The organism is Candidatus Methylomirabilota bacterium (assembly GCA_035315345.1).
In the GTDB taxonomy this organism is placed as follows: Bacteria; Methylomirabilota; Methylomirabilia; order Rokubacteriales; family CSP1-6; genus CAMLFJ01.
On record DATFYA010000212.1, the window covers coordinates 20176 to 42839 of the forward strand.

The 22664-nt window shown below is 72.0% G+C and carries 19 protein-coding genes; 9 read left to right on the plus strand and 10 right to left on the minus strand.

Going from position 1 to position 22664, the window contains the following annotated elements; translation table 11 throughout:
• Positions 1 to 3: 3 nt before the first annotated feature.
• From VKN16_27165 to VKN16_27180, 4 genes are read right to left on the minus strand one after another with little or no spacing between them, the layout of a single operon-like run.
• Entirely contained in the window at positions 4 to 795 is a 792-nt protein-coding gene (locus VKN16_27165; GenBank protein ID HME97900.1) for an ABC transporter permease, read from the minus strand.
• Positions 792 to 1637 carry an ABC transporter permease gene (locus VKN16_27170; GenBank protein ID HME97901.1) on the minus strand — a complete coding sequence of 282 codons (846 nt, stop codon included), beginning with the start codon at positions 1635 to 1637 and terminating at the stop codon, positions 792 to 794. The genes VKN16_27165 and VKN16_27170 overlap by 4 nt, the downstream gene beginning before the upstream one ends.
• Positions 1634 to 2752, minus strand: a complete 1119-nt coding sequence (locus VKN16_27175; protein HME97902.1) for an ABC transporter ATP-binding protein — start codon at positions 2750 to 2752, stop codon at positions 1634 to 1636. The genes VKN16_27170 and VKN16_27175 overlap by 4 nt, the downstream gene beginning before the upstream one ends.
• 25 nt (positions 2753 to 2777) lie before the next feature.
• Positions 2778 to 3800 carry an ABC transporter substrate-binding protein gene (locus tag VKN16_27180; protein HME97903.1) on the minus strand — a complete coding sequence of 341 codons (1023 nt, stop codon included), beginning with the start codon at positions 3798 to 3800 and terminating at the stop codon, positions 2778 to 2780.
• Positions 3801 to 4006: 206 nt separating this feature from the next.
• Between VKN16_27180 and VKN16_27185 the strand changes: the two genes are divergently transcribed.
• The 9 genes from VKN16_27185 to VKN16_27225 all read left to right on the plus strand — a co-directional run bounded on the left by VKN16_27185 (position 4007) and on the right by VKN16_27225 (position 16184).
• Positions 4007 to 5617 carry an ABC transporter substrate-binding protein gene (locus tag VKN16_27185; GenBank protein HME97904.1) on the plus strand — a complete coding sequence of 537 codons (1611 nt, stop codon included), beginning with the start codon at positions 4007 to 4009 and terminating at the stop codon, positions 5615 to 5617.
• A 27-nt stretch (positions 5618 to 5644) separates the two neighbouring features.
• Entirely contained in the window at positions 5645 to 6595 is a 951-nt protein-coding gene (locus tag VKN16_27190) for an ABC transporter permease (GenBank protein ID HME97905.1), read from the plus strand.
• Positions 6592 to 7464: an ABC transporter permease gene (locus tag VKN16_27195; protein HME97906.1), complete on the plus strand. Its 873-nt coding sequence runs from the start codon at positions 6592 to 6594 to the stop codon at positions 7462 to 7464. The genes VKN16_27190 and VKN16_27195 overlap by 4 nt, the downstream gene beginning before the upstream one ends.
• Positions 7461 to 8306 carry a carbon-nitrogen hydrolase family protein gene (locus VKN16_27200; GenBank protein HME97907.1) on the plus strand — a complete coding sequence of 282 codons (846 nt, stop codon included), beginning with the start codon at positions 7461 to 7463 and terminating at the stop codon, positions 8304 to 8306. The genes VKN16_27195 and VKN16_27200 overlap by 4 nt, the downstream gene beginning before the upstream one ends.
• Before the next feature lie 186 nt (positions 8307 to 8492).
• Positions 8493 to 9602: an acetamidase/formamidase family protein gene (locus VKN16_27205; GenBank protein HME97908.1), complete on the plus strand. Its 1110-nt coding sequence runs from the start codon at positions 8493 to 8495 to the stop codon at positions 9600 to 9602.
• 19 nt (positions 9603 to 9621) lie between these two features.
• A complete protein-coding gene (locus tag VKN16_27210; protein ID HME97909.1) occupies positions 9622 to 10038 on the plus strand; it encodes a VOC family protein in 417 nt (138 codons plus the stop codon).
• Between the two features lie 54 nt (positions 10039 to 10092).
• On the plus strand, positions 10093 to 10887 hold the full coding sequence (locus VKN16_27215) for a DUF4124 domain-containing protein (GenBank protein ID HME97910.1): 795 nt from the start codon (positions 10093 to 10095) through the stop codon (positions 10885 to 10887).
• 195 nt (positions 10888 to 11082) lie between these two features.
• Entirely contained in the window at positions 11083 to 11916 is an 834-nt protein-coding gene (locus tag VKN16_27220; protein HME97911.1) for a ChbG/HpnK family deacetylase, read from the plus strand.
• An 89-nt stretch (positions 11917 to 12005) separates the two neighbouring features.
• Positions 12006 to 16184 carry a sigma 54-interacting transcriptional regulator gene (locus VKN16_27225; protein ID HME97912.1) on the plus strand — a complete coding sequence of 1393 codons (4179 nt, stop codon included), beginning with the start codon at positions 12006 to 12008 and terminating at the stop codon, positions 16182 to 16184.
• Positions 16185 to 16259: 75 nt separating this feature from the next.
• On the opposite strand, the gene VKN16_27230 is transcribed toward VKN16_27225, so the two are convergent.
• From VKN16_27230 to VKN16_27255, 6 genes are all read right to left on the minus strand, one after another.
• Positions 16260 to 16382 carry a hypothetical protein gene (locus tag VKN16_27230; protein ID HME97913.1) on the minus strand — a complete coding sequence of 41 codons (123 nt, stop codon included), beginning with the start codon at positions 16380 to 16382 and terminating at the stop codon, positions 16260 to 16262.
• Between the two features lie 59 nt (positions 16383 to 16441).
• The gene (locus VKN16_27235; GenBank protein ID HME97914.1) at positions 16442 to 16615 is read right to left on the minus strand and encodes a hypothetical protein; all 174 of its coding nucleotides are present in this window, start codon (positions 16613 to 16615) and stop codon (positions 16442 to 16444) included.
• A 44-nt stretch (positions 16616 to 16659) separates the two neighbouring features.
• Positions 16660 to 17745, minus strand: a complete 1086-nt coding sequence (locus tag VKN16_27240) for a hypothetical protein (protein HME97915.1) — start codon at positions 17743 to 17745, stop codon at positions 16660 to 16662.
• The gene (locus VKN16_27245) at positions 17742 to 18980 is read right to left on the minus strand and encodes a hypothetical protein (GenBank protein ID HME97916.1); all 1239 of its coding nucleotides are present in this window, start codon (positions 18978 to 18980) and stop codon (positions 17742 to 17744) included. Before VKN16_27245 ends, VKN16_27240 begins: the two co-directional genes overlap by 4 nt.
• 225 nt (positions 18981 to 19205) lie before the next feature.
• A complete protein-coding gene (locus VKN16_27250; protein HME97917.1) occupies positions 19206 to 20471 on the minus strand; it encodes a phenylacetate--CoA ligase in 1266 nt (421 codons plus the stop codon).
• Between the two features lie 23 nt (positions 20472 to 20494).
• Positions 20495 to 22664: xanthine dehydrogenase family protein molybdopterin-binding subunit (locus VKN16_27255; GenBank protein ID HME97918.1), on the minus strand; the 2170-nt coding region annotated here is incomplete at its 5' end.

Consider the following 22664-nt stretch of genomic DNA (forward strand, 5'->3'; position numbering starts at 1 on the left):
GAATCAGACGAAGCGGTGGAAGCCGATCCAGCGCTCGGCCACCGCCAGCCCGAGCCCGGTGACGACGATCAGCAGGGTCGAGACCGCGGCGATCGACGGATCGACCCCGTACTCGATGGCGGTGAAGATCTTCACCGGCAGGGTCATCTGGCCGGCGCCGAGCAGGAAGATCGACACCGGCACGTTGTCGAACGACACGATGAACGAGAACAGCGCGCCCGCCGCCACCCCCGGCCGGATGAGGGGCAGGGTGACCGTGAAGAATGCCACCGGCCCGCTCGCGCCCAGAACCCGCGCCGCGTTCTCCAGCTCGGGGTCGATGCCCTGCAGGCTCGCGGTCACCGCCCGCACCACGTACGGCACCGTGATGACCATGTGGGCGAGCGCCAGCCCGACGAAGGTGCCGTTGACATGGATCAGCGCGAAGAACTGCAGCAAGGCCACCCCGACCACCACGCCGGGGAACACGAGCGGCGCGTTCAGCAGCGCGGCGACGCCGGCGCCGCCCGTCACCCGGCGCCGGATGAGGGCGAAGGACGCGGCGATCCCGGCCCCGAGCGATCCCGCGGTGGCCACGAGCGCGAGCAGGACGCTCCAGACGATGGCGTGCACGTACTCCGGGTCGCTCAGGACCTTGGTGAACCAGCTCAGGGTCAGGCCGCGCGGCGGGACGGTCAGGTAGGAGGTCCGGCTGAGCGAGGCGAGCACGATCACCACCACCGGCAGCATGAGGAAGGCGAAGACGAGGGTGACCCACGCCCGCAGCAGCCACGTCCGCGCGCGGGCCGCGGTCACACGCGCGCTCCCGTGCGCCGGGCGAGGCGGCCCGACAGATAGACCAGCGCCAGCACCATCACGGTGAGCAGCAGCGACTGGGCCGAGCCGGCCGGCCAGTTCAGGCGCGAGAGGAACTCGTCGTAGATGAGCGTCGACATGACCTGGTAGGTCGGCCCCCCGAGCAGGCGCGGCGTCACCAGCGCGCTGATGGTCAGCACGAAGACCAGGATCGAGCCCGACAGGATGCCGGGCGCCGACAGCGGCAGCGTGACCCGGAGGAAGGCGCTGCCCCAGGAGGCGCCCAGCACGCGCGCGGCGTCCTCGACGTCGCGCGGGATGTTCTGGATGGCGCCGATCAGCACCAGCACCATGAACGGCAGGAAGATGTGGGTCAGGCCGATGAGGAGCCCGGCGAAGTTGAAGATCAGCTTCACCGGCGACTCCACCAGCCCCAGCGCCTGGAGCGCCTGGTTCACGAGACCGTTCTGGGCGAGCAGCGCGATCCAGCCGAACGTGCGCACCACCAGGTTCAGCAGGAGCGGAAAGACCACGAGGATCGTGAGCCAGTTGCGCCAGCGCGAGGACGTGCGCGCGAGGAAGAAGGCCAGCGGATAGCCGACGATCAGCGTCGAGCACGTGACGGTGAGCCCGAGCGCGAGGGTGCGACCGATGATCTCGAGGTAGTAGGAGTCGGTCAACAGCTTGACGTAGTGGCGGGCGGTGAAGCCGCTCGTGATGCCGACCAGCGGCACGTACGGCCGCACGCTGGTCGGCACCAGCATGGCCACCGGCACCACGAACGCGACGGTCAGCAGCACGAGCGCCGGCGCGAGCAGCCGCCCCCCGCCCCCGCGCGTCATCGCGACCCTCCCGGACCTGCGCCCGGCAGCAGGATCACGTCCTCCGGGCTCCACTCGACGCGCGCGCGAGACCCGCGCGGGAGCGGCCGCGCCGAGCCGGGTGCCGCGATCTCCATCTCGCGCCCGCCGGCCAGCTGAATGACGTAGTGGTGCGCCTGCCCCGCGAAGGCGTGGAACACCACCGTGACCGCGAACTGGTTGGCGCGCCCGACCGGCATGGCCTCGCCCTCGGCGGACTCGATGCGAATCGCCTCCTGCCGGAGGGCCACGCTGACCGGCGCGCCCACCGCCAGGCCGGCCCGGGCGGCCGCCACCACCGAGAGGCCGCCGCCGTCGAGCCGCACCACCGTGCCCGCCGCGTCGGTCCCGGCCACCGTGCCGGCGAGGAAGTTTGCGCGCCCGAGGAACCGCGCGACGAACGCGGTGGCGGGCCGGCGATAGACCTCCTCCGGCCGGCCCACCTGCTCCACGCGCCCGGCCTCCATCACCACCACGCGGTCGGACAGGATGAGCGCCTCCGCCTGGTCGTGAGTGACGAAGATCATCGTGGTGCCGAGGCGCTCCTGCAGCCGCTTCAGCTCCACGCGCATCTCGTCGCGCAGCAGCGCGTCGAGGTTGGACAGCGGCTCGTCGAGGAGCAGCACGCGCGGCTCGGTGACGAGCGCCCGGGCCAGCGCCACGCGCTGCTGCTGGCCGCCCGACAGCTCGCGCGGGTGCCGCGCCCCGAGCGGGCCCAGGCGCACCAGCTCCAGCATGCGCTCGACGCGCGGCGCCAGGTCGGCGGCGCCGACGCCGCGCCGGCGGAGGCCGAAGGCCACGTTCTCGAACACGGTCATGTGCGGGAAGAGCGCGTACGACTGGAAGACGAGCCCGAGGTTGCGGCGGTGGACGGCCACCTGCGTGATGTCCTCGCCGGCCAGCACGATCCGGCCGGCGTCCGGCTCGACGAGCCCGGCGACCATGCGGAGCAGGGTGGACTTGCCGCAACCGGAGGGGCCCAGGAGGGATACGAACTCGCCGGGCGCGGTGTCGAGCGATACGTCGTCCACCGCGACCACCGCGCCGAACGACTTGCGCAGCCCGCGCAGCGCGAGCGCCGGCGCGGCGCCGCTCACCGGAGACGGCGCGCGCGCCGCCGCGTCAACGCGCGATCTCGCGCCCCCAGCGCTCCGACCACTCCGGGAACTTCCGGGCCACCAGATCGGTGTCGGGGAAGAACATGCGCTGCACCAGCGGGCCGTAGGGCACGAGCTTGGCCAGGTCGGGCGGCAGCTGCACCTTCTTGTTGGTCGGTCCGGCGAACTGCGACTGCCCGAAGCAGAGCTGGCCCTCCGGCGCGAGCAGCGTCGCGATGTACTTCTGCGCGAGGTCCCGCTTCGTGCTCGCCTTGGGCACCGACACCGTCGGCACGATGCCGATCGCGCCCTCGCTCGGGTACGCGGCGGCCACCGGCACGCCCTTCAGCGCGGCGGCGCCGGTCCGGTCCGTGTACCAGACGGCCAGAGCGATGTCGCCCCGCTCGAACAGCGGGATGATCTGGTCCGGCTGCGTGTACATCATCTGCACGTTGGGCTTGAGCTTCTTGATGGCCTCGAAGCCCGGGTCGATGTTCTCCACCGAGCCGCCGTTGAGCCGCGCCGCCGCCATCAGGAACTGCTGGCCGGAGGTGCCCGAGATGTCCGGGATCGCCAGCTTGCCCTTCCACTCGGGCTTCCAGAGATCCGCCCACGAGGTGGGCGGCGTCTTCACCAGGTTCGTGTTGTAGGTGATGATCGTTCCCGCGAACATCATCGAGACCCAGTACCCGTCCTTGTCCCGCGAGGCGTCGTAGAGATCGTTCCAGTGCTCGATCCTGGCGGGCTCGAGCGGCTGCAGCAGGCCTTCCGCCTTCACCTGCTTGACGATCTGGCTGTCCATGTACGCCACGTCGAACTCGGCCCGCGAGCCGGCCGCGCGCATCTTCGCGGCGGTCTGCACCGAGCTGCCCAGCACGTACTTGACGGTGGAGCCGGTGGCCTTCTCGAAGGCGGCGGCGTGGCACTTCTTCGAGTTGTCGACGAAGGTGCCGCCGAAGGTCGCCACCACCAGCTCGTCGGCGGACGCCGGTCCGGCGAGCGCAGCGGCGAGCAGGCACACCAGCATGATCAGGCGCGAGACGGTCATGGTCGAGGCTCCTCCCGGGCGTGTGGGTGGCGCGATTATTCGCCAGCCGCGGCGGACAAGTCAACCGCCGATCGCCCGCGCCGCCGACGCTCACGCTTGACGCGGTCGGCTCCGGGGAGGAGGATGGCGCGACGCGGGCCGGCCTCGCGCGGGCGGGCCGGACGTCTCGACGGCACCTCACGGCAACCTCTGACCCGGAGGGCGGCATGACCGACCGCAGCGAGCACCCGATCGATTCCCCGGCCCACCCGACCCGGCGCGCATTCCTCGAAGCGGGCGCGATCGCCCTGCTCGGGCTCGCCGCGCCGCCGCTCGCGGGGCCGGCCGCCGCCCAGAATCCCAAGCGCGGCGGCACGCTCGTCGTCGCCGCCGACGTCAGCCCGCCCGGCCTCGACCCGCAGAAGTCCGCGGCGGCCCACAGCTGGATGATCGCGGAGCACGTCTACGGGAATCTGCTGCGCCGGGACGCCAGGATGAACATCGTGGGCGACCTGGCCGAGTCGTGGCAGGTGGTCAACGACACGACCTACGTGTTCAAGCTCCGCAAGGGCGTGACGTGGCACCACGGCCGCGACCTCGTGGCCGAGGACGTGAAGTACTCGTTCGAGCGCATGCTCGACGAGAAGACCGCGTCGCCCTGGCGCTCGAACTGGCAGATCATCCAGCGCGTCGAGGCCCCGGATCGCTCGACGGTGCGCTTCGTCATCAAGCGACCGTTCGCCCCGCTCCTGTCGTACCTGGCCACCCCGCACTACTCGGCGATCGTCCCGCGCGACATCGTCGAGAACCGGGGTGACCTCCAGAAGGAGGCCTCGGGCACCGGGCCTTTCATGCTCGAGCGCTTCGTGCCCGACAACACCGTCGTGCTCAAGCGGAACCCGAAATACTTCGACGCGGGCCTGCCCTACCTCGACGGGCTGGAGTACCGGATCATCCCGGACGAGGCGGCTCGACTGGCCGCGCTGCGGGCCGGCACCGTCCACTACCTCTGGTCGGTGGATCCGCTGATCGATCGCCAGCTGCAGGGCGCCGCCGGCGTGACGCTTCGCGAGCCCGACGGCTATTGCGCCCAGCACGGCATGGCCTTCAACCAAACCAAGGCGCCCTTCACCGACGCGCGCGTGCGGCGCGCGGTGAGCGTGGGCATCAATCGAAAAGAGATCATCGCCAGCGTCCTGCGCGGGCACGGGGCGATCACCACGAAGATCCCACCGTGCGACGCTCCGTTCGGCTACAACGGCGACGAGAAGGGCCTGCCGTACTACGTCCACGACCCGGCGCAGGCCCGGCGTCTGCTCGGCGAGGCCGGCCTCGGCGGCGGGCTCGACACCACCCTCGAGGTGTCCCCGCGCTTCCCCCAGACCATCCGCACCGCCGAGGTGATGAAGGAGCAGCTGGCGGCGTCCGGCATCCGCGTGACGCTCAAGCAGGTGGAGTGGGGCGCCGCGCTGAAGAACTTCGTCCGCACCGAGTACGACGGCATGAGCATGATCCCGCTGGTGTGGCAGCCCGACCCGGACGCCCACGTGTACGACATCTTCCACAGCGGGTCGCACATCAACCTCGGCAAGTTCAAGGATGCGCGGGTGGATCAGCTCCTCGAGCAGGGCCGCACCACGCTCGATCGCGACAAGCGCGTGGCGATCTACCGCGACCTGCAGCGCCACATGGCCGAGGAGGCGTATCTGATCTTCCCCTACGCGTCGGGCGCGACGGAGGCGCTGAGCGACTCCGTGAAGGGCTACATCTCGCTGCCCGGGGCGCAGCCGGGCAGCCGGAGCCGACAGTTCTTCAAGCAGACGTGGCTCGACCGCTGAGGCGCGGGGCCGGGCCCCGCTGATCGCATGGCCACCTACGTCGGCAAGCGGCTCCTGCTGCTGATCCCGACGCTGCTCGGGGTGTCGGTGGTGGCCTTCCTGCTGATTCACCTGATCCCGGGCGACCTCGTCACGATCCTGCTCGGGATCACCGCGGGCCAGAACGAGCAGACGCGTCAGACCCTGATCCACGCGCTGCATCTCGATCGCCCTCTCGCGATGCAGTACCTCCTGTGGCTGGGCGACGTGCTGCGCGGCGACCTCGGCCACTCGCTGGTGTCCGGGTTCTCGGTGCGCGACGAGCTGGCCCGGAGCTATCCGGTGACGCTCCAGCTGGCCCTGATGGCGATGACCATCGCCCTCGCGGTCGGCATCCCGCTCGGCATCCTCGCGGCCACCCGGGCCGGCCGCGCCCTCGACGCCTCCACCCGGGTGTTCTCGCTGCTCTTCATCTCGGCGCCCGCCTTCTTCATCGGCACGGTGCTGATCATCGCGGGCGCGCGATACGCGCCCTGGCTGCCCACGCTCGGCCACGTCCCGTTCGCCGAGAGCCCGCTCCGGAGCCTGGTGACCATGCTGCCGGCGGCCGCCTCGCTCGGCCTCGCCATCTCCGCGATCATCGCGCGCTTCACCCGCAGCAGCATGCTGGAGGTGCTCGGCCAGGACTTCGTGCGCACCGCGCGCGCCAAGGGCGTGGCCGACGCGGTCGTGGTCTACAAGCACACCCTGCGCAACGCGCTCATCCCGGTGGTCGCGATGGCCGGCACCCAGTTCGTGTACCTCATCGGCGGCGCGGTCATCATCGAGGAGGTCTTCGCGCTGCCCGGCATGGGACGCCTGGTCGTCAACGCGATCTACCAGCGCGACTACACGATGATCCAGGGCGCGGTGCTGCTGCTCACGTCGGCCGCGGTGCTGGTCAACCTGGGCGTCGATCTGCTCTACCACGTGATCGACCGCCGGATCCTCTACGCGTGAGCCACCGCGCCGGCACCACCACCCCACGGCTCGCGCGCCGGGCCCTGCGCAGCGGATCGCTGCTGGTCGGCGGACTCATCGTGGTCGTCCTCCTGGCCGCCGCGCTCTTCGCGCCGTGGCTGGCGCCGTACGCGCCCACCCGGATCTTCCCGGGCGCGGAGATCCGGCCGCCCGGCCCCGAGTTCCTGCTCGGCACCGACGAGGTCGGCCGCGACATCCTGAGCCGCGTGCTGCACGGCGCGCGCGTGTCGCTCGGCGTGGCGATCCCATCGGTCGCGCTGGCGGTGGTCGGCGGCACCACGGTAGGCGTCAGTCTCGGCTACTGGGGCGGCGCGCCCGATCTGCTCGCCATGCGCCTCTTCGACATCCTCTTCGCGTTTCCCCCGATCCTCCTGGCCATCGCGCTGGTCGCGGCCCTCGGCCCGAGCCCCGTCAACCTCGTGCTCACCATCGCGGTGCTGACGCTGCCCCAGTTCGCGGTGCTCGCGCGCGGCGCCACCCTGGCGCTCACGCCGCAGGACTTCGTCCAGGCCGCGCGCGCCCTCGGCGCCTCGCACGCCCGGATCCTCGGCCGGCACGTGCTGCCCAATCTCGCGGCCACCCTCGCGGTGCAGGCGAGCCTGAGCCTCTCGATCGTGATCCTGGTGGAGGCGGCGCTGTCCTTCCTTGGCCTGGGCACCCAGCCGCCCGCGCCGAGCTGGGGCGGCATGCTGAGCCGCGGCCGCCAGTACATGACCATCGCGCCGTGGCTGGTGCTGGCGCCGGGGCTCGCCATCATGCTCGCGGTGCTCGGCTTCAACCTGCTCGGCGACGCCCAGCGCGATCTGCTGGATCCGCGGCGCGCGGGAGCGCGCGGGAGGAGCGCATGAGCCCATCCGTCCGGATCGCCGCGGTGCAGGCCCGCCCGGTGTCCGATCTCTTCGACGACATGTGGAACGGCGGCGACGTGGCCCGCGCGGTCGAGCTGCTCGAAGCCGCGGCGCGCGGCGGCGCCGGCTGCGTGTGCTTCCCCGAGCTGTACCCGCGCGTCGGCGCGGCCGAGGTGTGCGCGGCGGCGCGGCGGCTGGGCGTCTTCGTGGTGGCCGGGCTGATCGAGGGCACGCGCGAGCGCTGGCACAACACCGCGACCCTGATCGGCCCCGACGGCCGCATCCTCGCCCGGCAGCCCAAATGCTTCCCGACGCAGAACGAGATCGACAACGGGGTCGTGGCCGGCCAGGGCTACCAGGTCGTCGAGACCGACATCGGCCGGCTGGGCTCGGTGATCTGCGCCGACTTCGCCTTCTTCTCCGACGGGGCCGAGGCCCTCGTCGAGCAGCGCGCGGACATCATCTTCAACCCGTCGTGGTGGTTCGCGCTCGGCGAGGCCTATCCCGGCACCGTCATCGGCCGCCACATGCAGTACGGCAAGCCGGTGATCGGCGTGGACATCGCGGCGTGCGCGCTGCGGCTCCGCGGCGCCGACGGCCGGCCGGTGGAGCGCTTCCCGCGCGCCGGCGGCTACAGCACGGTATGCGTGACGCCGCCCATCGCCTCGCTCGACGAGCTGGCCGCCTGGTTCCGGACCAAGCCGGGCGGGACCAATTCCGCGCACGGCTTCGTCCAGACGCTCGGGGAGGACGAGGGCATCCTCTACGCAGACGTCGACATCGACGCGGCCCGGCGATTCCCGGGCTACTTCTACCGTCAGACCGCTGCCGACCTTCGCTAGCTGCCGACAACCGCTCGAGCCCGTCCGGCACCTCGGACCAGCCGTGTGGCCGCCACATGCCCACCCGAGCGCGCGCGGTTGTCCCCCTTGCCGGTGCCCCGCCTTGACCACCCGCGGCCGGCGGCGCATCATGCAGCCGAGGCTGGACTCGCTGGTCACATCGTCACTCCAGTGGGAGGGATCACCATGAAGACCGTCGGCATCGACCGCACGCGCCCCCTCCATGCCGAACCCAAGACGGGTCACAACCGCTGGCACCCGGACATTCCGCCCGCGGTCGAGGTGGACGAGGGCGAGGAGGTCGCGCTCGAGACGCGGGACGGCATCGACGGACATCTCAACGCGAAGTCGACCGAAACCGACTTCGCCTCGCTCCGGGTCGGGGCGATCCATCCCCTGACCGGTCCGGTGCTCGTCAAGGGGGCGCGGGCCGGTGATCTGCTGGAGGTCGAGTTCGTCGACATCGTGCCGCAGCGCTGGGCCTTCACCGCCATCATTCCCGGGCTCGGCTTCCTTCGCGATGTCATGACCACGCCGTTCCTGGTCCACTGGGACATCGCCGACGGCTGGGCGACCTCGCGCCAGCTGCCGCGGGTGCGCATCCCGGAGGGCTCGTTCATGGGCGTCTCCGGTGTCGCGCCCTCGCACGCACAGGTCGACGCGTGGGCCCGACGCGAGGCCGAGCTGCTCGCCCGGGGCGGCCTCGTGTTCCCGCCCGACGCCGGCGGCGCCGTTCCGGCTTCCGGCCCCGCCGCGACTCACGGACTTCGCACGCTGCCGCCCCGCGAGAACGGCGGCAACTTCGACGTCAAGCAGCTGACCAAGGGCTCGCGGCTGCTGCTGCCGGTGGCGGTCGACGGCGCGCTGTTCTCCACCGGCGACGGCCACTTCGCCCAGGGCGACGGCGAGGTCTGCGTGACCGCGGTGGAGATGGGCGCGACGTGCGTGGTGCGCTTCCGCGTGCATCGCGGTGAAGCGGAGCGGAAGGGCATCCGCTGGCCGCGCTTCCAGCACGGTGAGTACTTCCTCGATCCCCGCTTCGCCGTCCCTCAGAAGTTCAGCGCCACCATGGGCATGCCGGTGGACGACACGGGGGTCAACCAGGGCGAGAACCTCACGCTGGCGTGCCGCAATGCCCTGCTCAACATGATCGCCCTGCTCCAGGAGCGCGGCTACACGCGGGAGCAGGCCTACTGCATCTGCAGCGTCGCGGTGGATCTGCGCGTCAGCAACGTGGTGGACGTGCCGAACTACGTCGTCTCCGCGCTACTGCCCGAGGACATCTTCCAGGCCTGATCGGACCCGGAGGTACGCGATGGCCATCCAGCTCGATCACGTCATCGTCCCGTCCCGCGAGCCCATCGCGGCGGCGCGGGCGCTCGCGCGGCTGCTCGACGTGCCCTGGCGCGAGTCGCAGGGCCCGTTCACGCCGGTCTACGTCAACGAGGCGCTCACCTTCGACTTCGCCGACCGCGAGCAGTTCGAGGCGCATCACTACTGCTTCCGGGTGAGCGACGCGGAGTTCGACGCCATCTTCGGGCGGATCGAGGCGGCGAAGATCCCGTACCGCAGCTCGCCGCTGGGACAGACCGACATGCAGATCAACCGCCGGCTCGGCGGCAAGAATCTCTACTGGCAGGACGGCGACGGCCACCTCTGGGAGATCCTCACCATCAGCTACGCGCGGGCGGACTCGCCGCCGCTCCACGCGAGCGGAAGCCCGATCTCCTAGTCGAGCGGCCCCTGCCGCGTTGCGCTACCCGCGTCCGGGCGCGCGCTTGACGACATGCCGGCCGAAGTGCAGACTCCGCCCATCTCGAGCGGTGGAGGCATCGCGGTGATCAAGACGCAGGTGGTCTGGGCCGTCTCCCTCGCGCTCCTGGCGAGCGTCGCGCTCGCCCCCCTGCCCGCGCTCGCGCAGCGCGGCGGCGGCATGTCGCGCGGCGGGATCGGCGGGGGCGCGGGTCAGACGGCCGGCGGCGGGGCCTTCGTGGCCGGCCGTGGGCGGGGCGGCGGAACGTTCGTGGCCGGCCGTGGGCCGGGCGGCCGCGCCTTCGTCGCCGGCCAGCCGGGCGCCCGCGGGTTCGTCCACGGGCGAGACGGCTTCCACCGCCACCCGTTCTTTCATCGCGGCTTCGGCTCGTTCGGCACCGTCGTCGTGTACGGCGCGCCGTTCGGCTACTGGCCGTACTACGACACCCCGCTCTACAATCCCCCGCTGGCCTATTCCCCGCCGCCCACGTACGTCGTCCCGTACGCCCCGCCGGTGAACGGCACGCTCTCGCTGACCCCGCCTGCTCCTCCGACGCCGAGCGTGGTGGAGTTTCCGACCGGACGTTACGAGCTGCGTGGCGACGGCATCACGGAGCCCTACCGCTGGGTGTGGATCCCGAAGCCCCCTTCGACTCCTCCCGCGGAGCCGCCGTCGCCCGTGCCGCCGACGTCAGGGGATCCGGCACCGACGCGTCACGCCCCGCTGTACCGCTGGACCGACGAGCAGGGAACCGTTCACTACACCGACCGCTGGACGGCCGTTCCGGATCGGTACCGCACCCAGACCAGGCGAGACGAGTCCTCCTGATCCCGACGGGACGCGGAGGAGCGTAGCCGGGCGCGCGCGAGGAGACGTGATCTGTCGGCTCGCCTGACACGTTCCGCCTGACACTGTCCCCGGCGAGGGGCGCGCGCCGCGGCACGAGCCCCCGCTGCATTGTGAACTTCGGCACTTGCATGGTTCGCATCCGCATGGCATCCGGCTTGCCACTGCACGCGCCGGATGAAGCGCTCGCGTCGCTGCTCTCCCCTCGATCGGTCCACCGCATCGGCCAGCCCACACCGCCGGAGCCGGGCCGGGGCCCTGCACGGCGCAAATCGTTCGCATCGCCACGCGGTCCCCGGCCGCTACCTGATCGTCAACGCGGACGACTTCGGCGCGGACGACGGGACCACGCGAGGCATCATCGAGGCGCACGAGCGCGGCATCGTCACCAGCACGAGCCTCATGGTCGACATGCCGGGGGCGCGGGCCGCGGTCGGCGCCGCGCGGGCACATCCGCGGCTGGGCCTCGGCCTGCACGTGAATTTCACCGCGGGCACTCACATCCCCGACCCCGACGACCTGGGCGCGCAGCGGCGGGAGCTGGAGCGGCAGTTCGACCTCTTCTCCGATCTGACCGGCCGCGTGCCGACGCACATCGACTCGCACCACCACATCCATCGCAAGGCGGAGGTCGCCCCGGCTTTCGTCGAGTTCTGCCGGGCTCGCTCCATCCCGCTCCGCGGCTTCGGTGGCGTCGCCTACGTCGGGAACTTCTATGGCCAGTGGACGGTCGGCACCACGGACCTTCGGCACATCAGCCCCGAGTACCTGATGTCGCTCCTGGCCGGTCTCGCGCCCGGCGTCTCCGAGCTGGCCTGTCACCCGGGGGATGCCGACGCCCGCTTCGATCCGGCCTACGACTGGCAGCGGCGCATCGAGCTGGACTCGCTCACCGACCCCCGGGTGCGGCGGACCGCCGCGCGGGAAGGCATCCGGCTGATCAGCTTCGCCGATTGCGCCGACCTCGCTGGCGCCTCACGCGCCGGCGACGCCCGACCCGTGTCGGCCTGACGCCGCCGCGCCTGCATCCCGCTTCGCCGATCCGCGCCGATCCCCTGGCTACTTGACCGCTCCGCATTCGGCGTACTGTAATCGGCGCCATGGAGGGCCGGCTCGAGCTGTTGGGTCAGAGTGCAGCCATGGCGACGGTCCGCGAGACGATCCGTCGGATCGTGGCGCGGCAGCAGGCGGGCCGGCGGCTGCCGTCGATCCTGATCCAGGGCGAGACGGGAACCGGCAAGGGCCTGATCGCCCACCTGATCCACCAGCTCGGACCTCGCGCGCGCGGCGCCTTCGTCGACGTCAACTGCGCGGCCATTCCCGACACGCTGCTGGAGGCCGAGCTGTTCGGCTACGAGCGGGGGGCCTTCACGGATGCCCGGCGCGCCAAGCCGGGCCTGTTCCAGACCGCCCACCAGGGCACGCTCTTCCTCGACGAGATCGGGCTGTTTCCGGAGGCGCTGCAGGCCAAGCTCCTCACCGTGATCGAAGAGCGGGCGGTGCGCCGCCTCGGGGGCACGCACCCCGAGCCGGCGGATGCCTGGATCGTCAGCGCGACCAACGCCGATCTGCCGACCGCGATCAAGGAACACCACTTCCGCGAGGACCTCTACCATCGACTCGCGGTGCTCACCATCAAGCTGCCGCCGCTGCGGGAGCGGGACGGCGACATCCTGCTGCTCGCCGAGCACTATCTCGCGAGCGCCTGCGCCGAGTACGGGCTGCCGCCGAAGACGCTCGCTCCCGACGCGCGCGAGCGGCTCGCCGCCTACTCCTGGCCGGGGAACGTGCGCGAGCTGGGCAACGTGATCGAGCGGGCCGCCCTGCTCGCCGACGGCTCGACGGTGGCCGCGCGCCATCTCGAGCTGCGAGAGGAGGCGCAGCTCGCGTCGGCGCCGGTCCGGAGCCGAGACGCGGCCGGTGCCGGCGGCATCACGATGGGCGACGCCATGCGCGAGCACCTGCGGAGCACGCTCGAGCGGACCGGCTGGAACATCTCGCGGACCGCCGCCATGCTGCAGATCTCGCGGAACACCCTGCGGGCCCGCATCGAGAAGCTGGGGCTGCGCAGCGGGGCCGACGCGCCGGGGACCGCGAGCCGCGCGGAGCGCACGCCGCCGCTCTCGCCGACCGTCGGCGGCTCGGTGCCCGACGGGGCGCTCACCCCGGGCCGGGTCGCCGGCGCTCCATTGCCGGAGGCGCCTCCGCTGCCGCCGATTCGCTGGCAGCGACGGCGCGTCACCTTGCTGCGGGCGTCGCTCGCGGTCGCCCCCGCGGAGGACGACCTCGCCGAGACCAGCCGGGCCCTCGAGCTGCTGGTCGACAAGATCCACACCTTCGGCGGGCGGGTGGAGGAGCTGGGCCAGACCGGGCTCGACGCCTCGTTCGGCCTCGAGCCGATCGAGGATGCGCCCCGCCGGGCCGCCAACGCGGCCATGGCGATCCTCAAGGCGGCCGAGCGCGCGCGCGAGCGGCGCGGCGAGATCCTGCCCGTCCGCATCGGCCTGCACACCGCGCCCTACATGATCGGGCAGATCAGCGGCGCGCCGCAGATCGATCAGGCGGCCAAGCGCCAGGCGGGCGCGATCCTCGACGCGCTCGTGGAGGTGGCCGAGCCGGACTCGGCCGTGGTGAGCGGCGCCACCGTGCCGTTCCTGGAGCGGCGCTTCGCGCTGACCCCGGCGGGGCCCCCCGGCGGACCGGCCGGCCGGATCCACCGGCTGATGGGGCGAGAGCCCGACGGCTTCGGCCCCCTGGCACGCATGGGCCGGTTCGTCGGCCGCGGCTCCGAGCAGGAGCTGCTCCAGAACCGCTGGGCCTCGGCCCTCCGCGGGCGCGGCCAGCTCGTCGGCGTGGTGGGCGAGCCCGGCGTCGGCAAGTCGCGGCTCGTCCGCGAGTTCATCAATGCGCTCGGCGACGGCGAGGCGCTGGTGCTGGAGGCCTCGTCCATCGCGCTCGGCAATCCGGCGCCCTACCTGCCCATCGTCGAGCTGCTCCGCGGCTACTTCCAGCTCGACGTCGGCGAGGAGGCCGACGTCATCCGCGGCAAGGTCACCGACACGATCCGCGGCCTGGACGACAATCTCCTGCCCGCCCTGTCCGCCCTGCTGACCCTGCTGGACGTGCCGGTCCTGGACCCGGCCTGGCAGAGCCTGGCCCCCGTGCAGCGCCGCCAGCGTACCTTCGACGGGGTCAAGCGCCTCCTGCTGCGCGAGACGCGCCGACGGCCGCTGCTGCTCGTGTTCGAGGACGCGCACTGGATCGACGCCGAGACGCAAGCGCTGCTGGACAGCTTCGTCGACGGTCTCCCCGCCGCGCACGGGCTGGTGCTGCTCACCTACCGGCCGGAGTACAGCCACAGCTGGAGCGGCAAGAGCTTCTACACGCAGCTGCGCGTCGATCCGCTCCAGCCGGAGACGGCCGCGGAGCTGCTCGGCGATCTGCTGGGCACGCATGCGTCGCTCCGTCCGCTCACCTCGCGGCTGATCGAGTGGACGGAGGGCAACCCGTTCTTCCTCGAGGAGAGCGTCCGGGCCCTGGTCGAAACCGGCGCGCTGGCCGGCGAGCCCGGCGCCTATCGGCTCACCATGCCGATCGCGAATATCCAGGTGCCGGCGACGGTGGAGGAAGTCCTCGCGGTCCGCATCGACCGCCTCTCCGCCGAGCAATGCCGGCTGCTGCAGTCGGCCGCGGTCATCGGCAAGGACGTGCCGTATCCCATCCTGGCCGCGATCGCCGAGCTGTCCGAGGAGGCCATCGGGGAGAACCTGCATCAGCTCCAGGCCGCCGAGTTCCTCTACGAGACGAGCCCGGCGCCCGAGCTCGAGTACACCTTCAAGCACGCGCTGACGCGCGAGGTGGCCTACGCGAGCCTCGCGCAGGGCAAGCGCACGCTCCACGCCCGGATCCTCGCGGTGATGGAGACGATCTACGCCGACCGGCTCGAGGAGCACATCGACCGCCTCGCGCACCACGCCTTCCAGGGCCACGTGTGGGACAAGGCGGTGGACTACCTGCGGCGGGCCGGCGCCCGGGCCTCGGCGCGATCGGCCAACCGCGATGCGGTCGGCTACTTCGACCAGGCCTTCGCCGCGCTCGCGCACCTGCCGAGCACGCCGGACACGCGGGAGCTGGAGCTCGATCTGCACTTCGAGATTCGCAACGTGCTCCAGACGCTCGGCGAGTTCGGGCCCATGCTCGCGCACCTGCAGAAGGCCGAGGCCCTGGCCCGGTCCCTGGCCGACGATCGAAAGCTGGGGTGGGTCTCGGCCTATCTCACCGACTACTTCCGGCTGACCGGCGATCAGGACCGCGCCATCGAGGCGGGCGAGCGCGGGCGGCGGATCGCCGAGTCGCTCCAGGATTTCCCGCTCCAGGTGGCGACCAACACCTGGCTCGGCCAGGCGCTGTACGGACGGGGCGAGTACCGGCGCGCGGCGACGCTCTTCACCCGGAACGTGGAGAGCCTGGTGGGGAGCCGGCTGACCGAGCGCTTCGGCGCGCCGCAGCCGCGATCCATTCATTCGCGCACCTGCCTGGTCTGGTGCCTGGCCGAGCTGGGCGAGTTCCGCGAGGCCGCGCGTCGGGGCGAGGAAGCCCTGCAGATCGCCCAGCCCCTCGAGCACCCGCAGAGCCTCACCACCGCCTGCGCGGGACTCGGCTATCTCTATCTGCGGCAGGGCCAGGTGGCGAAGGCCATCGCGCTGCTCGAGCGCGGGCTCGAGGCCACGCGCGCCGGCAACATCCCGCTGTGGTTCCCTCGCGTGGCCTCGACGCTCGGGCTGGCCTATGCGCGTGCCGGGCGAACCCGAGAGGGCCTGGCCCTCCTGGAAGACGCGGTGGATCAGGGGCTGGCCATGAAGATGATGGGGGCTCACTCGCTGCTGCTGGTCAGCCTCGGCGAGGGCTACCTGCTCGCCGGCCGCGTCGAGGACGCCGCCGTCGTCGCGGAGCGCGCGCTGAGGCTCGCCCGCGAGCACGTCGAGCGTGGCCACGAGGCGCGAGCCCTCCTGCTCATGGCCGACGTCGCGCTGCGCGCCGACCCGCCGGATCCGGGGCGCGCCGGTGAGCACGCCGCGGCCGCCATGGCCCTGGCCGAGGAGCTCGAGCTCCGGCCCCTCGCCGCCCATTGCCACCTGACGCGGGGGCGGGTCGGCCGCCTCGCCGGCCAGACCGACAGCGCACGCCGCCACATCTCCACGGCCGCCACGCTCTTCCGCGAGATGGACATGGCGCGCTGGCTCGCGGAAGCGGAGAGCGAGCTTCAGCGGACCGGCTGACGCCTCTCCGCGCCCGCCGGCTCCGGATCCGTCCGACCCTCCCGGCCGACCTGGCCCACCCGCGGCCCTCGACCGCTACCGATCCATCATCTCTGCGTCCACGCGTCGCAGGACGATTCCGTGCCCCGCCGCGAGCCGGTGGATCTCCACCCGCAGCGCTTCGAGGGCGTAGGCGTCCAGCCGCGCGGTGAACGCCACGGTGGGCAGGCGGCCGGCGGGTCGGCCCCGTGACGGCGCCCACGGGGCCGACCCTCTGCCTACGAGCTCTTCTTTTTGCGACGGCGGCGCTTCGGCACGACCTTTCCGCGGACGGTCTTGACCACCCGCTTGAGGTCCTTGTGAAATTTGGCCAGCTTTTCCTTGGTCACCGGACCCCTGACTTCCACGACGACCCGGTGCGTTCTCCCTCTCTGAACGGGCTCGCTCGGCATGACGTCCTCCTTTTCGTGGTGTCGCTGGCCGCGATGACGGCCGCTTACGCGCGGGCATCGTGCACCTCGTCGAACAGGGCGGCGACGGGGACGATCCGGGGATGCTCGTCCACGCTGCGCACCATGTAGTGGTCAGCCGACGCGTCGTACACCTCCTCGATGGCGACGGCTTGCCCCACCCCGAGCTTCACGTACGTCGCGGCCATGTTGTGCGCGCCCGTGAAGTCGAGCAGGTTGGTGCCGGCCAGGAATCGGCCGGCGTTGATCTCGGTGACACACGCCTCTCCCCGGGCATTCTCCTTGAGGTCGACGCCGAAGACTCCGGAGGCGCGCGGATCCACGGCGCGGACGGTCCGGACCGCCACGTCCACCACGCGCGGCTCGGTCACGGTGCGCGCCAGCGCCGCGGCCGACGACATGCCGCTCGGATTGCCCCCGACCGTGATGTAGGCCAGCCGCTCGAAGACCTTCACCAGCACGAGCCGGCCCTGCCGCCAGAGGCTCTGGCAGGCGAAATCCCGGCCCGGGAGATATTCGGACAGCGTGAAGCTGGACGCGGGGACGCCGCGCATCGTCTGCCAGTACGCGATCCAGCTCCGCGCTTGCTCCGCGGTGGCCACGGGCACCGCGCCCGACGCATTGGTTCCGCGTCGCATTCGGCACCAGGCGCGCGCCGGACGGCCGAGCCGTCGATAGGCTTCGCCCACGGAGCGAACGCCGGAGAGGGCCAGCGTCCGCGGCACGGGTACGCCGCGCGCTTCGAGATGGCGGGCCAGCACGTACTTGTCCTGGCACAGGGCCACCGTCCGGGCCCTCGGGAGAAACAGGCGACCGCGCCACCGCCTCCGCGCCGACGACAAACGAGCGACCTCGGCGTCGGCGGTGGGGATCAGCAGATCCACTCGCTCGCGGACGGCCAGCCGGCGGAGCGCTCCGACGAAGCCCGCGTGATCGGCGGGCGGGATCAGGAAGCTGCGATCCGCGGCGGACCGCGTCAGCGCGAAGCGATCGTGGTGGGCGCCCAGGATGGGCCAGCCGCCCTCGGCGGCACGCAGGCTGCGGATGAGGTTGTTGGCGGCCCCGGTACCCGCTCCGACCACGAGCACGCGCGCCGGCTTCGCCCGTCTCATCGGGACACGGCGATGCCCCGCGCGCGAAACAGGCGGCGGATGAGGGCGACGTGGGCCCCGCGGTTGAGTCGTCGGTCCTGGGCGATGAGGTTCGCCACCACCCGTCGGAACGTGAGGCCGTGAGGCGAGGTCGCATCCCAGGTCCGAGCCAGGAGGCGGCCGAGGGTGTCGCGAGCGTCCAGGAGCGCGTCCTTGAAGCCGGCTTCCGCCTGCGAGTAGCCGCGCGCGAACGCCCGGGTCACGGCGCGGGCGTCGCTACGGGCGCGGCGGGAGCGCCGGCCGAGCGACGCGGGAATGAGCCGCCGGCGCACCAGGTTGCCCTCGTAGAGCTCGACGAGCAGATCGAACAGCGCGCCGGCGAAGGGCACGCCATAGCGGTGAGGGGCGCGGCCCTCGACCGCCATCGTGGCTCGGGCGCTCGCCAGGGTCTCGCGATTGAAGAGCGTGCGGACCTCGCGCTCGGTCGACGAGCGTGGAATGCGCAGCTCACCGAAGCGCGACAGGGTGTTCGCGCCGAAGAGATTGCCGTGGGTCCGCGCGAGGAGCTGGTCGACGACGGAATCGAAATACAGCGAGCTGAGCGTGGCGATGAGGTCGGCGCCGGCTTCCTCGTGGGCGCGGTACTCGAAGGGCTTCCGATGCGGAAAGGGATCGCCGATGAGGGTCTTCAGGATGATGTGCCCGGTCTCGTGGGCCACGATGTCGAAGTTGTCGGAGAGCGGGTCTCGCCGGTCCGGCCGACCCTCGATCGGCGGAAAGCCGCACTCGATGAACCCCACCCCCGACCATCCCACCTGCGAGTTGTTCCGCGGAATGACCTCGAGCCGCGGATAGGTGTAGCGGAACCACCAATCGAGCGGCCCGCCCATGTGATGCTCCCACACCGCCCGGATGTAGCGCACGGTCGCGAACATGGAAGTGGCCGAGAACTCCCGCGTCCCGGGGCGAACGTAGTCGAAATGCCCGTCGGGGTCCGGGGGGACGGGAGGGCGGACCAGCCCGCGGTACGGCGGATACGCGCGGTATTCCCCGGTGTCATCGTCCCGATACGGGTCCTTGTCCACCGCATCGACGACCTGAACGATGTCGTCCTGCGGGCCGGGCCGGATGGGTCCGTGAGACGCAGCGATCAGCAGGACTTCGGGCACGCGGAACCCGCGTGCGGCGCGCGACTGCGCGAACACGCGGAAGCGAATCCCCGCGCCCTGGGGCAGCAGTCTCGCGGTGCGAGGCATGTCGGCCGGAGCCTAGGTGTGGTCGTCGGGTCGGTCAGGAGCACCTCGCGGGCCGGCGCCGACAACGAGGACGCGTGAGCCCATTTCCTCCTGCCGGCAGGCCGACCGTGACGGACGATGCACGCGCACCCCGTCGGCGAGTGCAGCGACGCGATACTAGGCGGCACCCACCGGCTTGTCAACCGATCCGTGCGCTGACTGAGTGCGTGACCCATCGCGCGTCGATCAGCGCCGATCCACCACGCGCACCGCCTTGCCCGGCGCGCGCGGGATCTCGCCCGCCTTCAGCAGCGTGATCTCCGGGCTCAGGCTGAGCCGCTCGCGCAGCGCGTGGCGCAGTCGCGGCAGGCCGCTCTCCGCGAAGCCCTCGCCGGCCTCGAGGAGCAGGGCCAGCCGGTCGCGGCCGCCCGCGGTGCGATCGAGCACGATCTGGTACTCGGGGCCGGCGCCGGGCTGCTGGAGCAGCAGCGATTCGATCTGCCGCGGATAGAAGTTGACGCCGCGGAAGATCACCATGTCGTCGGTCCGCCCGTGCAGCCGGTCCAGGCGCAGGTGGGTGCGCCCGCACGCGCACGGCGCGCGGCTCAGCACGCGCGTCAGGTCGTGGGTGCGGTAGCGGATCAGGGGCAGGCCCTCGCGGGTGAGCGTGCTCACGATCAGCTCGCCCTCCTCGCCGTCGGGGCGCGGCCGCCCGGTGGCCGGGTCCACCACCTCGCAGAAGTAGTGATCCTCCCACACGTGAATGCCCGCGCGCGCGGCGCAGTCGATGCCGAGCCCGGGGCCGCCCGTCTCGGTCATGCCGATGATGTCGAAGGTGGTGACGCCCAGCTCGCGCTCGATGAGACCGCGCAGGTCGTCGGACCACATCTCGGAGCCCAGGACGGCCACGCGGAGGCGCAGCGAAGCCAGGTCGAAGCGCTCCTCGCGGGCGACCTCGAGGATGCGGAGCGGATAGGTCGAGATGCCGGTGAGCACGGTGGTGCCGAGATCGCGCATCAGCGAGAGCTGCAGCGCGGTCCGCCCGGCCCCGATCGGCACCACGGTCGCCCCGATCCGCTCGGCCCCGTAGTGGAAGCCGAAGCCCCCGGTGAAGAGGCCGAACGACGGGGTGATCTGGACGACGTCGCGCGCGCCCACGCCGGCCGCCACGTAGCAGCGCGCCATCACCGAGCCCCACTGCTCCACGTCGGATCGCGTGTAGGGGTTGAGCACCGGGTTGCCGGTGGTGCCCGACGACATGTGCACGCGCAGCACGCGATCGCGCTCCACGCAGGCCAATCCGAAGGGATAGGCGTCGCGCAGCTCGTCCTTGGTGAGGAACGGCAGGCGCGACCAGTCGGCGGCCGCGCGCACGTCGCCCGGCTCCACGCCGGGCAGCCGCCTCCGCCAGGCCTCGTGGCCGAGGGCGTGGGCGAGCGTGCGCCGCATGCCCGCGACGGTCTCGCGCTCGAGCGCGTCGCGCGGCCGAGTCTCGGCCGGCGCCTCCCACATGGGCGCGGTCCCCGACGCCGCCGTCACCGCGCCGGCCGCGAGGCGAGCGCCCGGAACACCCGCTCGGGCGTCATCGGCAGCCTCGTCAGCCGCACGCCCACCGCGTCCTTCACCGCGTTGGCCACCGCGGCGGCCACCGGGATCACGCCCGACTCGCCGAGGCCCTTGGCCCCGAACGGGCCGGCCTCGTCGACCGTCTCGATCAGGTGGATGACGATCTCGGGCATGGCGGCGGGGCCGAGCAGCGCGTACTCCATGAACTGCGGATTCAGCACGCGGCCGTCCTGGATGCACAGCTCCTCGGAGAGCGCGTAGCCCAGGCCCATGTGGATGCCGCCGTGGATCTGGCCCTCGGCGGCCAGCGGATTCAGCGCGCGTCCCACGTCGTGGGCGGAGGCGACTTTCACCACGCGCACCTCGCCGGTCGCCTCGCTCACCTCGACCAGCGCGCCCTGGGCCGCGAAGCCGTAGGCGGCCGAGACGTTGCCGCGCAGGTCCTTGGACAGCATCTCGTTGGGCGGATCGTAGAAGGCCTCGGCCACCAGCGTGCGGCCGCCCTCGCGGAAATGGCCGGCGCGCACCACCCGGTCGTACTCCAGGCTGCGCTCGGGGTGCCCCGTCACCCGCACGTGCCCGTCGGCCAGCTCGAGGTCGTCGGCGCGCTCGTCCATCACCGAGGCGGCCAGGGCCAGCAGCTTGCCCTTGAGCGCGCGGGCGGCCAGGAGCGCGGCGTTCCCGGCGATGAAGGTGGTGCGGCTGGCGTGCACGCCCACGTCCCACGGCTTCACCGCCGTGTCGCTGTTGACGACCTCCACGCGCCCGAGCGGCACGCCCAGCTCCTCGGCCACGATCATGGCCAGCACCGTCTCGGAGCCCTGGCCGATCTCGCTGGCTCCGGTGAGCAGCGAGACTCGGCCGAAGTCGTCGAGCTTGAGGATGGCCCCGCAGCCGTCGGAGCGGTACACGCGCGCGCCGCCGCCCACGTGGAACATCGCGGCGTACCCCACCCCGCGCCGCCAGCCGGCCGGCGGCGGCGCACCCGCGGGCTCGCGCATCTCCCGCTCGACCGCGTCCAGGCATTCGGTCATCGCGCAGGAGGTGATGACGTTGCCCTGCGGATTGACGTCCCCGGACCGGGTGGCGTTGCGGCGGCGGATCTCGACGCGGTCGAGGCCGAGGCGCTCGGCCAGGTCGTCCATCTGGGCCTCGATCGCGAACGTGCTCTCGAGGTTGCCGTAGCCGCGCATCGAGCCGGAGTACGGGTTGTTGGTATACACGATCGTGGTGTCGAAGCGCACCGCGGGCACGCGGTAGAGCCCGGCGGTGGTGGAGAGCATCACGTACGGCGTCGTCGAGCCCCAGGAGACGTAGGCCCCGTTGTCGATCACCACGCGCGCGTCGCGGGCGAGCAGACGGCCGTGGCGATCGGCGGCGGTGCGGAGGTGGATCACGCACGGCTCACGGGTCGGGCTCGCGATGAACTCCTCGATGCGGTCGAAGGCGATCTTCACCGGCCGCCCCGCGCGGCGGGCCAGCAGCGCCGCGATGATGTCGATCGGGTAGAGATCGAGCCCGCGGCCGAAGTTGCCGCCCACCGGAGGCTGGATCACGCGCACCCGATCGCCGGTGATGCCGAGGGCCTCCGCGAGGTCGCGCTGGTAGAGGAACGGCACCTGGGTGGTGCTCCACATGGTGAGCGTGGCGTCGGCGCCCTCCGCCGGCGTCCAGGCCGCGATGGCGACCATCGTGCCCATGCACGCCGTCGTGACGTAGCTGAGGCGATACTCGCCCTCCACGACGACGTCGGCCCCCGCGAAGGCCGAATCGACGTCGCCGTGCCCGAACTGGTAGCGCAGGTTGACCAGGTTGCTCCCCCGCTCGTCGTGCACGAGGGGGGCGTCCGGGCGGAGCGCCGCGTCCGGATCGAACACCGCGGGCAATTCCTCGTAGTCCACCCGGATGAGCCGCACCGCCTCCCGGGCGATCTCCTCGGTCTGCGCGGCCACCGCGGCGACCTCGTCGCGGATGCAGCGCACCTTGGCGCCGTCGGCCGCGCCGCCCTTCAGCGCCAGGTGATCCTTGGCGAAGCCGAACGGACGCTGCTCCACCCGGTCGGCGGTGATCACCGCGAGCACGCCCGGCAGCGCCTCGGCCGCACCCGTGTCGATGGCCCGCACCCGCGCGTGCGGGTAC

Excerpts from the sequence above, each read along its gene's own strand:
- VKN16_27170 (HME97901.1), bottom strand. The coding sequence starts at position 1,637 with ATGACGCGCGGGGGCGGGGGGCGGCTGCTCGCGCCGGCGCTCGTGCTG.
- VKN16_27180 (HME97903.1), bottom strand. The coding sequence starts at position 3,800 with ATGACCGTCTCGCGCCTGATCATGCTGGTGTGCCTGCTCGCCGCTGCG.
- VKN16_27185 (HME97904.1), top strand. The coding sequence starts at position 4,007 with ATGACCGACCGCAGCGAGCACCCGATCGATTCCCCGGCCCACCCGACC.
- VKN16_27190 (HME97905.1), top strand. The coding sequence starts at position 5,645 with ATGGCCACCTACGTCGGCAAGCGGCTCCTGCTGCTGATCCCGACGCTG.
- VKN16_27200 (HME97907.1), top strand. The coding sequence starts at position 7,461 with ATGAGCCCATCCGTCCGGATCGCCGCGGTGCAGGCCCGCCCGGTGTCC.
- VKN16_27205 (HME97908.1), top strand. The coding sequence starts at position 8,493 with ATGAAGACCGTCGGCATCGACCGCACGCGCCCCCTCCATGCCGAACCC.
- VKN16_27210 (HME97909.1), top strand. The coding sequence starts at position 9,622 with ATGGCCATCCAGCTCGATCACGTCATCGTCCCGTCCCGCGAGCCCATC.
- VKN16_27215 (HME97910.1), top strand. The coding sequence starts at position 10,093 with ATGCCGGCCGAAGTGCAGACTCCGCCCATCTCGAGCGGTGGAGGCATC.
- VKN16_27220 (HME97911.1), top strand. The coding sequence starts at position 11,083 with ATGAAGCGCTCGCGTCGCTGCTCTCCCCTCGATCGGTCCACCGCATCG.
- VKN16_27225 (HME97912.1), top strand. The coding sequence starts at position 12,006 with ATGGAGGGCCGGCTCGAGCTGTTGGGTCAGAGTGCAGCCATGGCGACG.
- VKN16_27235 (HME97914.1), bottom strand. The coding sequence starts at position 16,615 with ATGCCGAGCGAGCCCGTTCAGAGAGGGAGAACGCACCGGGTCGTCGTG.
- VKN16_27240 (HME97915.1), bottom strand. The coding sequence starts at position 17,745 with ATGAGACGGGCGAAGCCGGCGCGCGTGCTCGTGGTCGGAGCGGGTACC.
- VKN16_27245 (HME97916.1), bottom strand. The coding sequence starts at position 18,980 with ATGCCTCGCACCGCGAGACTGCTGCCCCAGGGCGCGGGGATTCGCTTC.
- VKN16_27250 (HME97917.1), bottom strand. The coding sequence starts at position 20,471 with ATGTGGGAGGCGCCGGCCGAGACTCGGCCGCGCGACGCGCTCGAGCGC.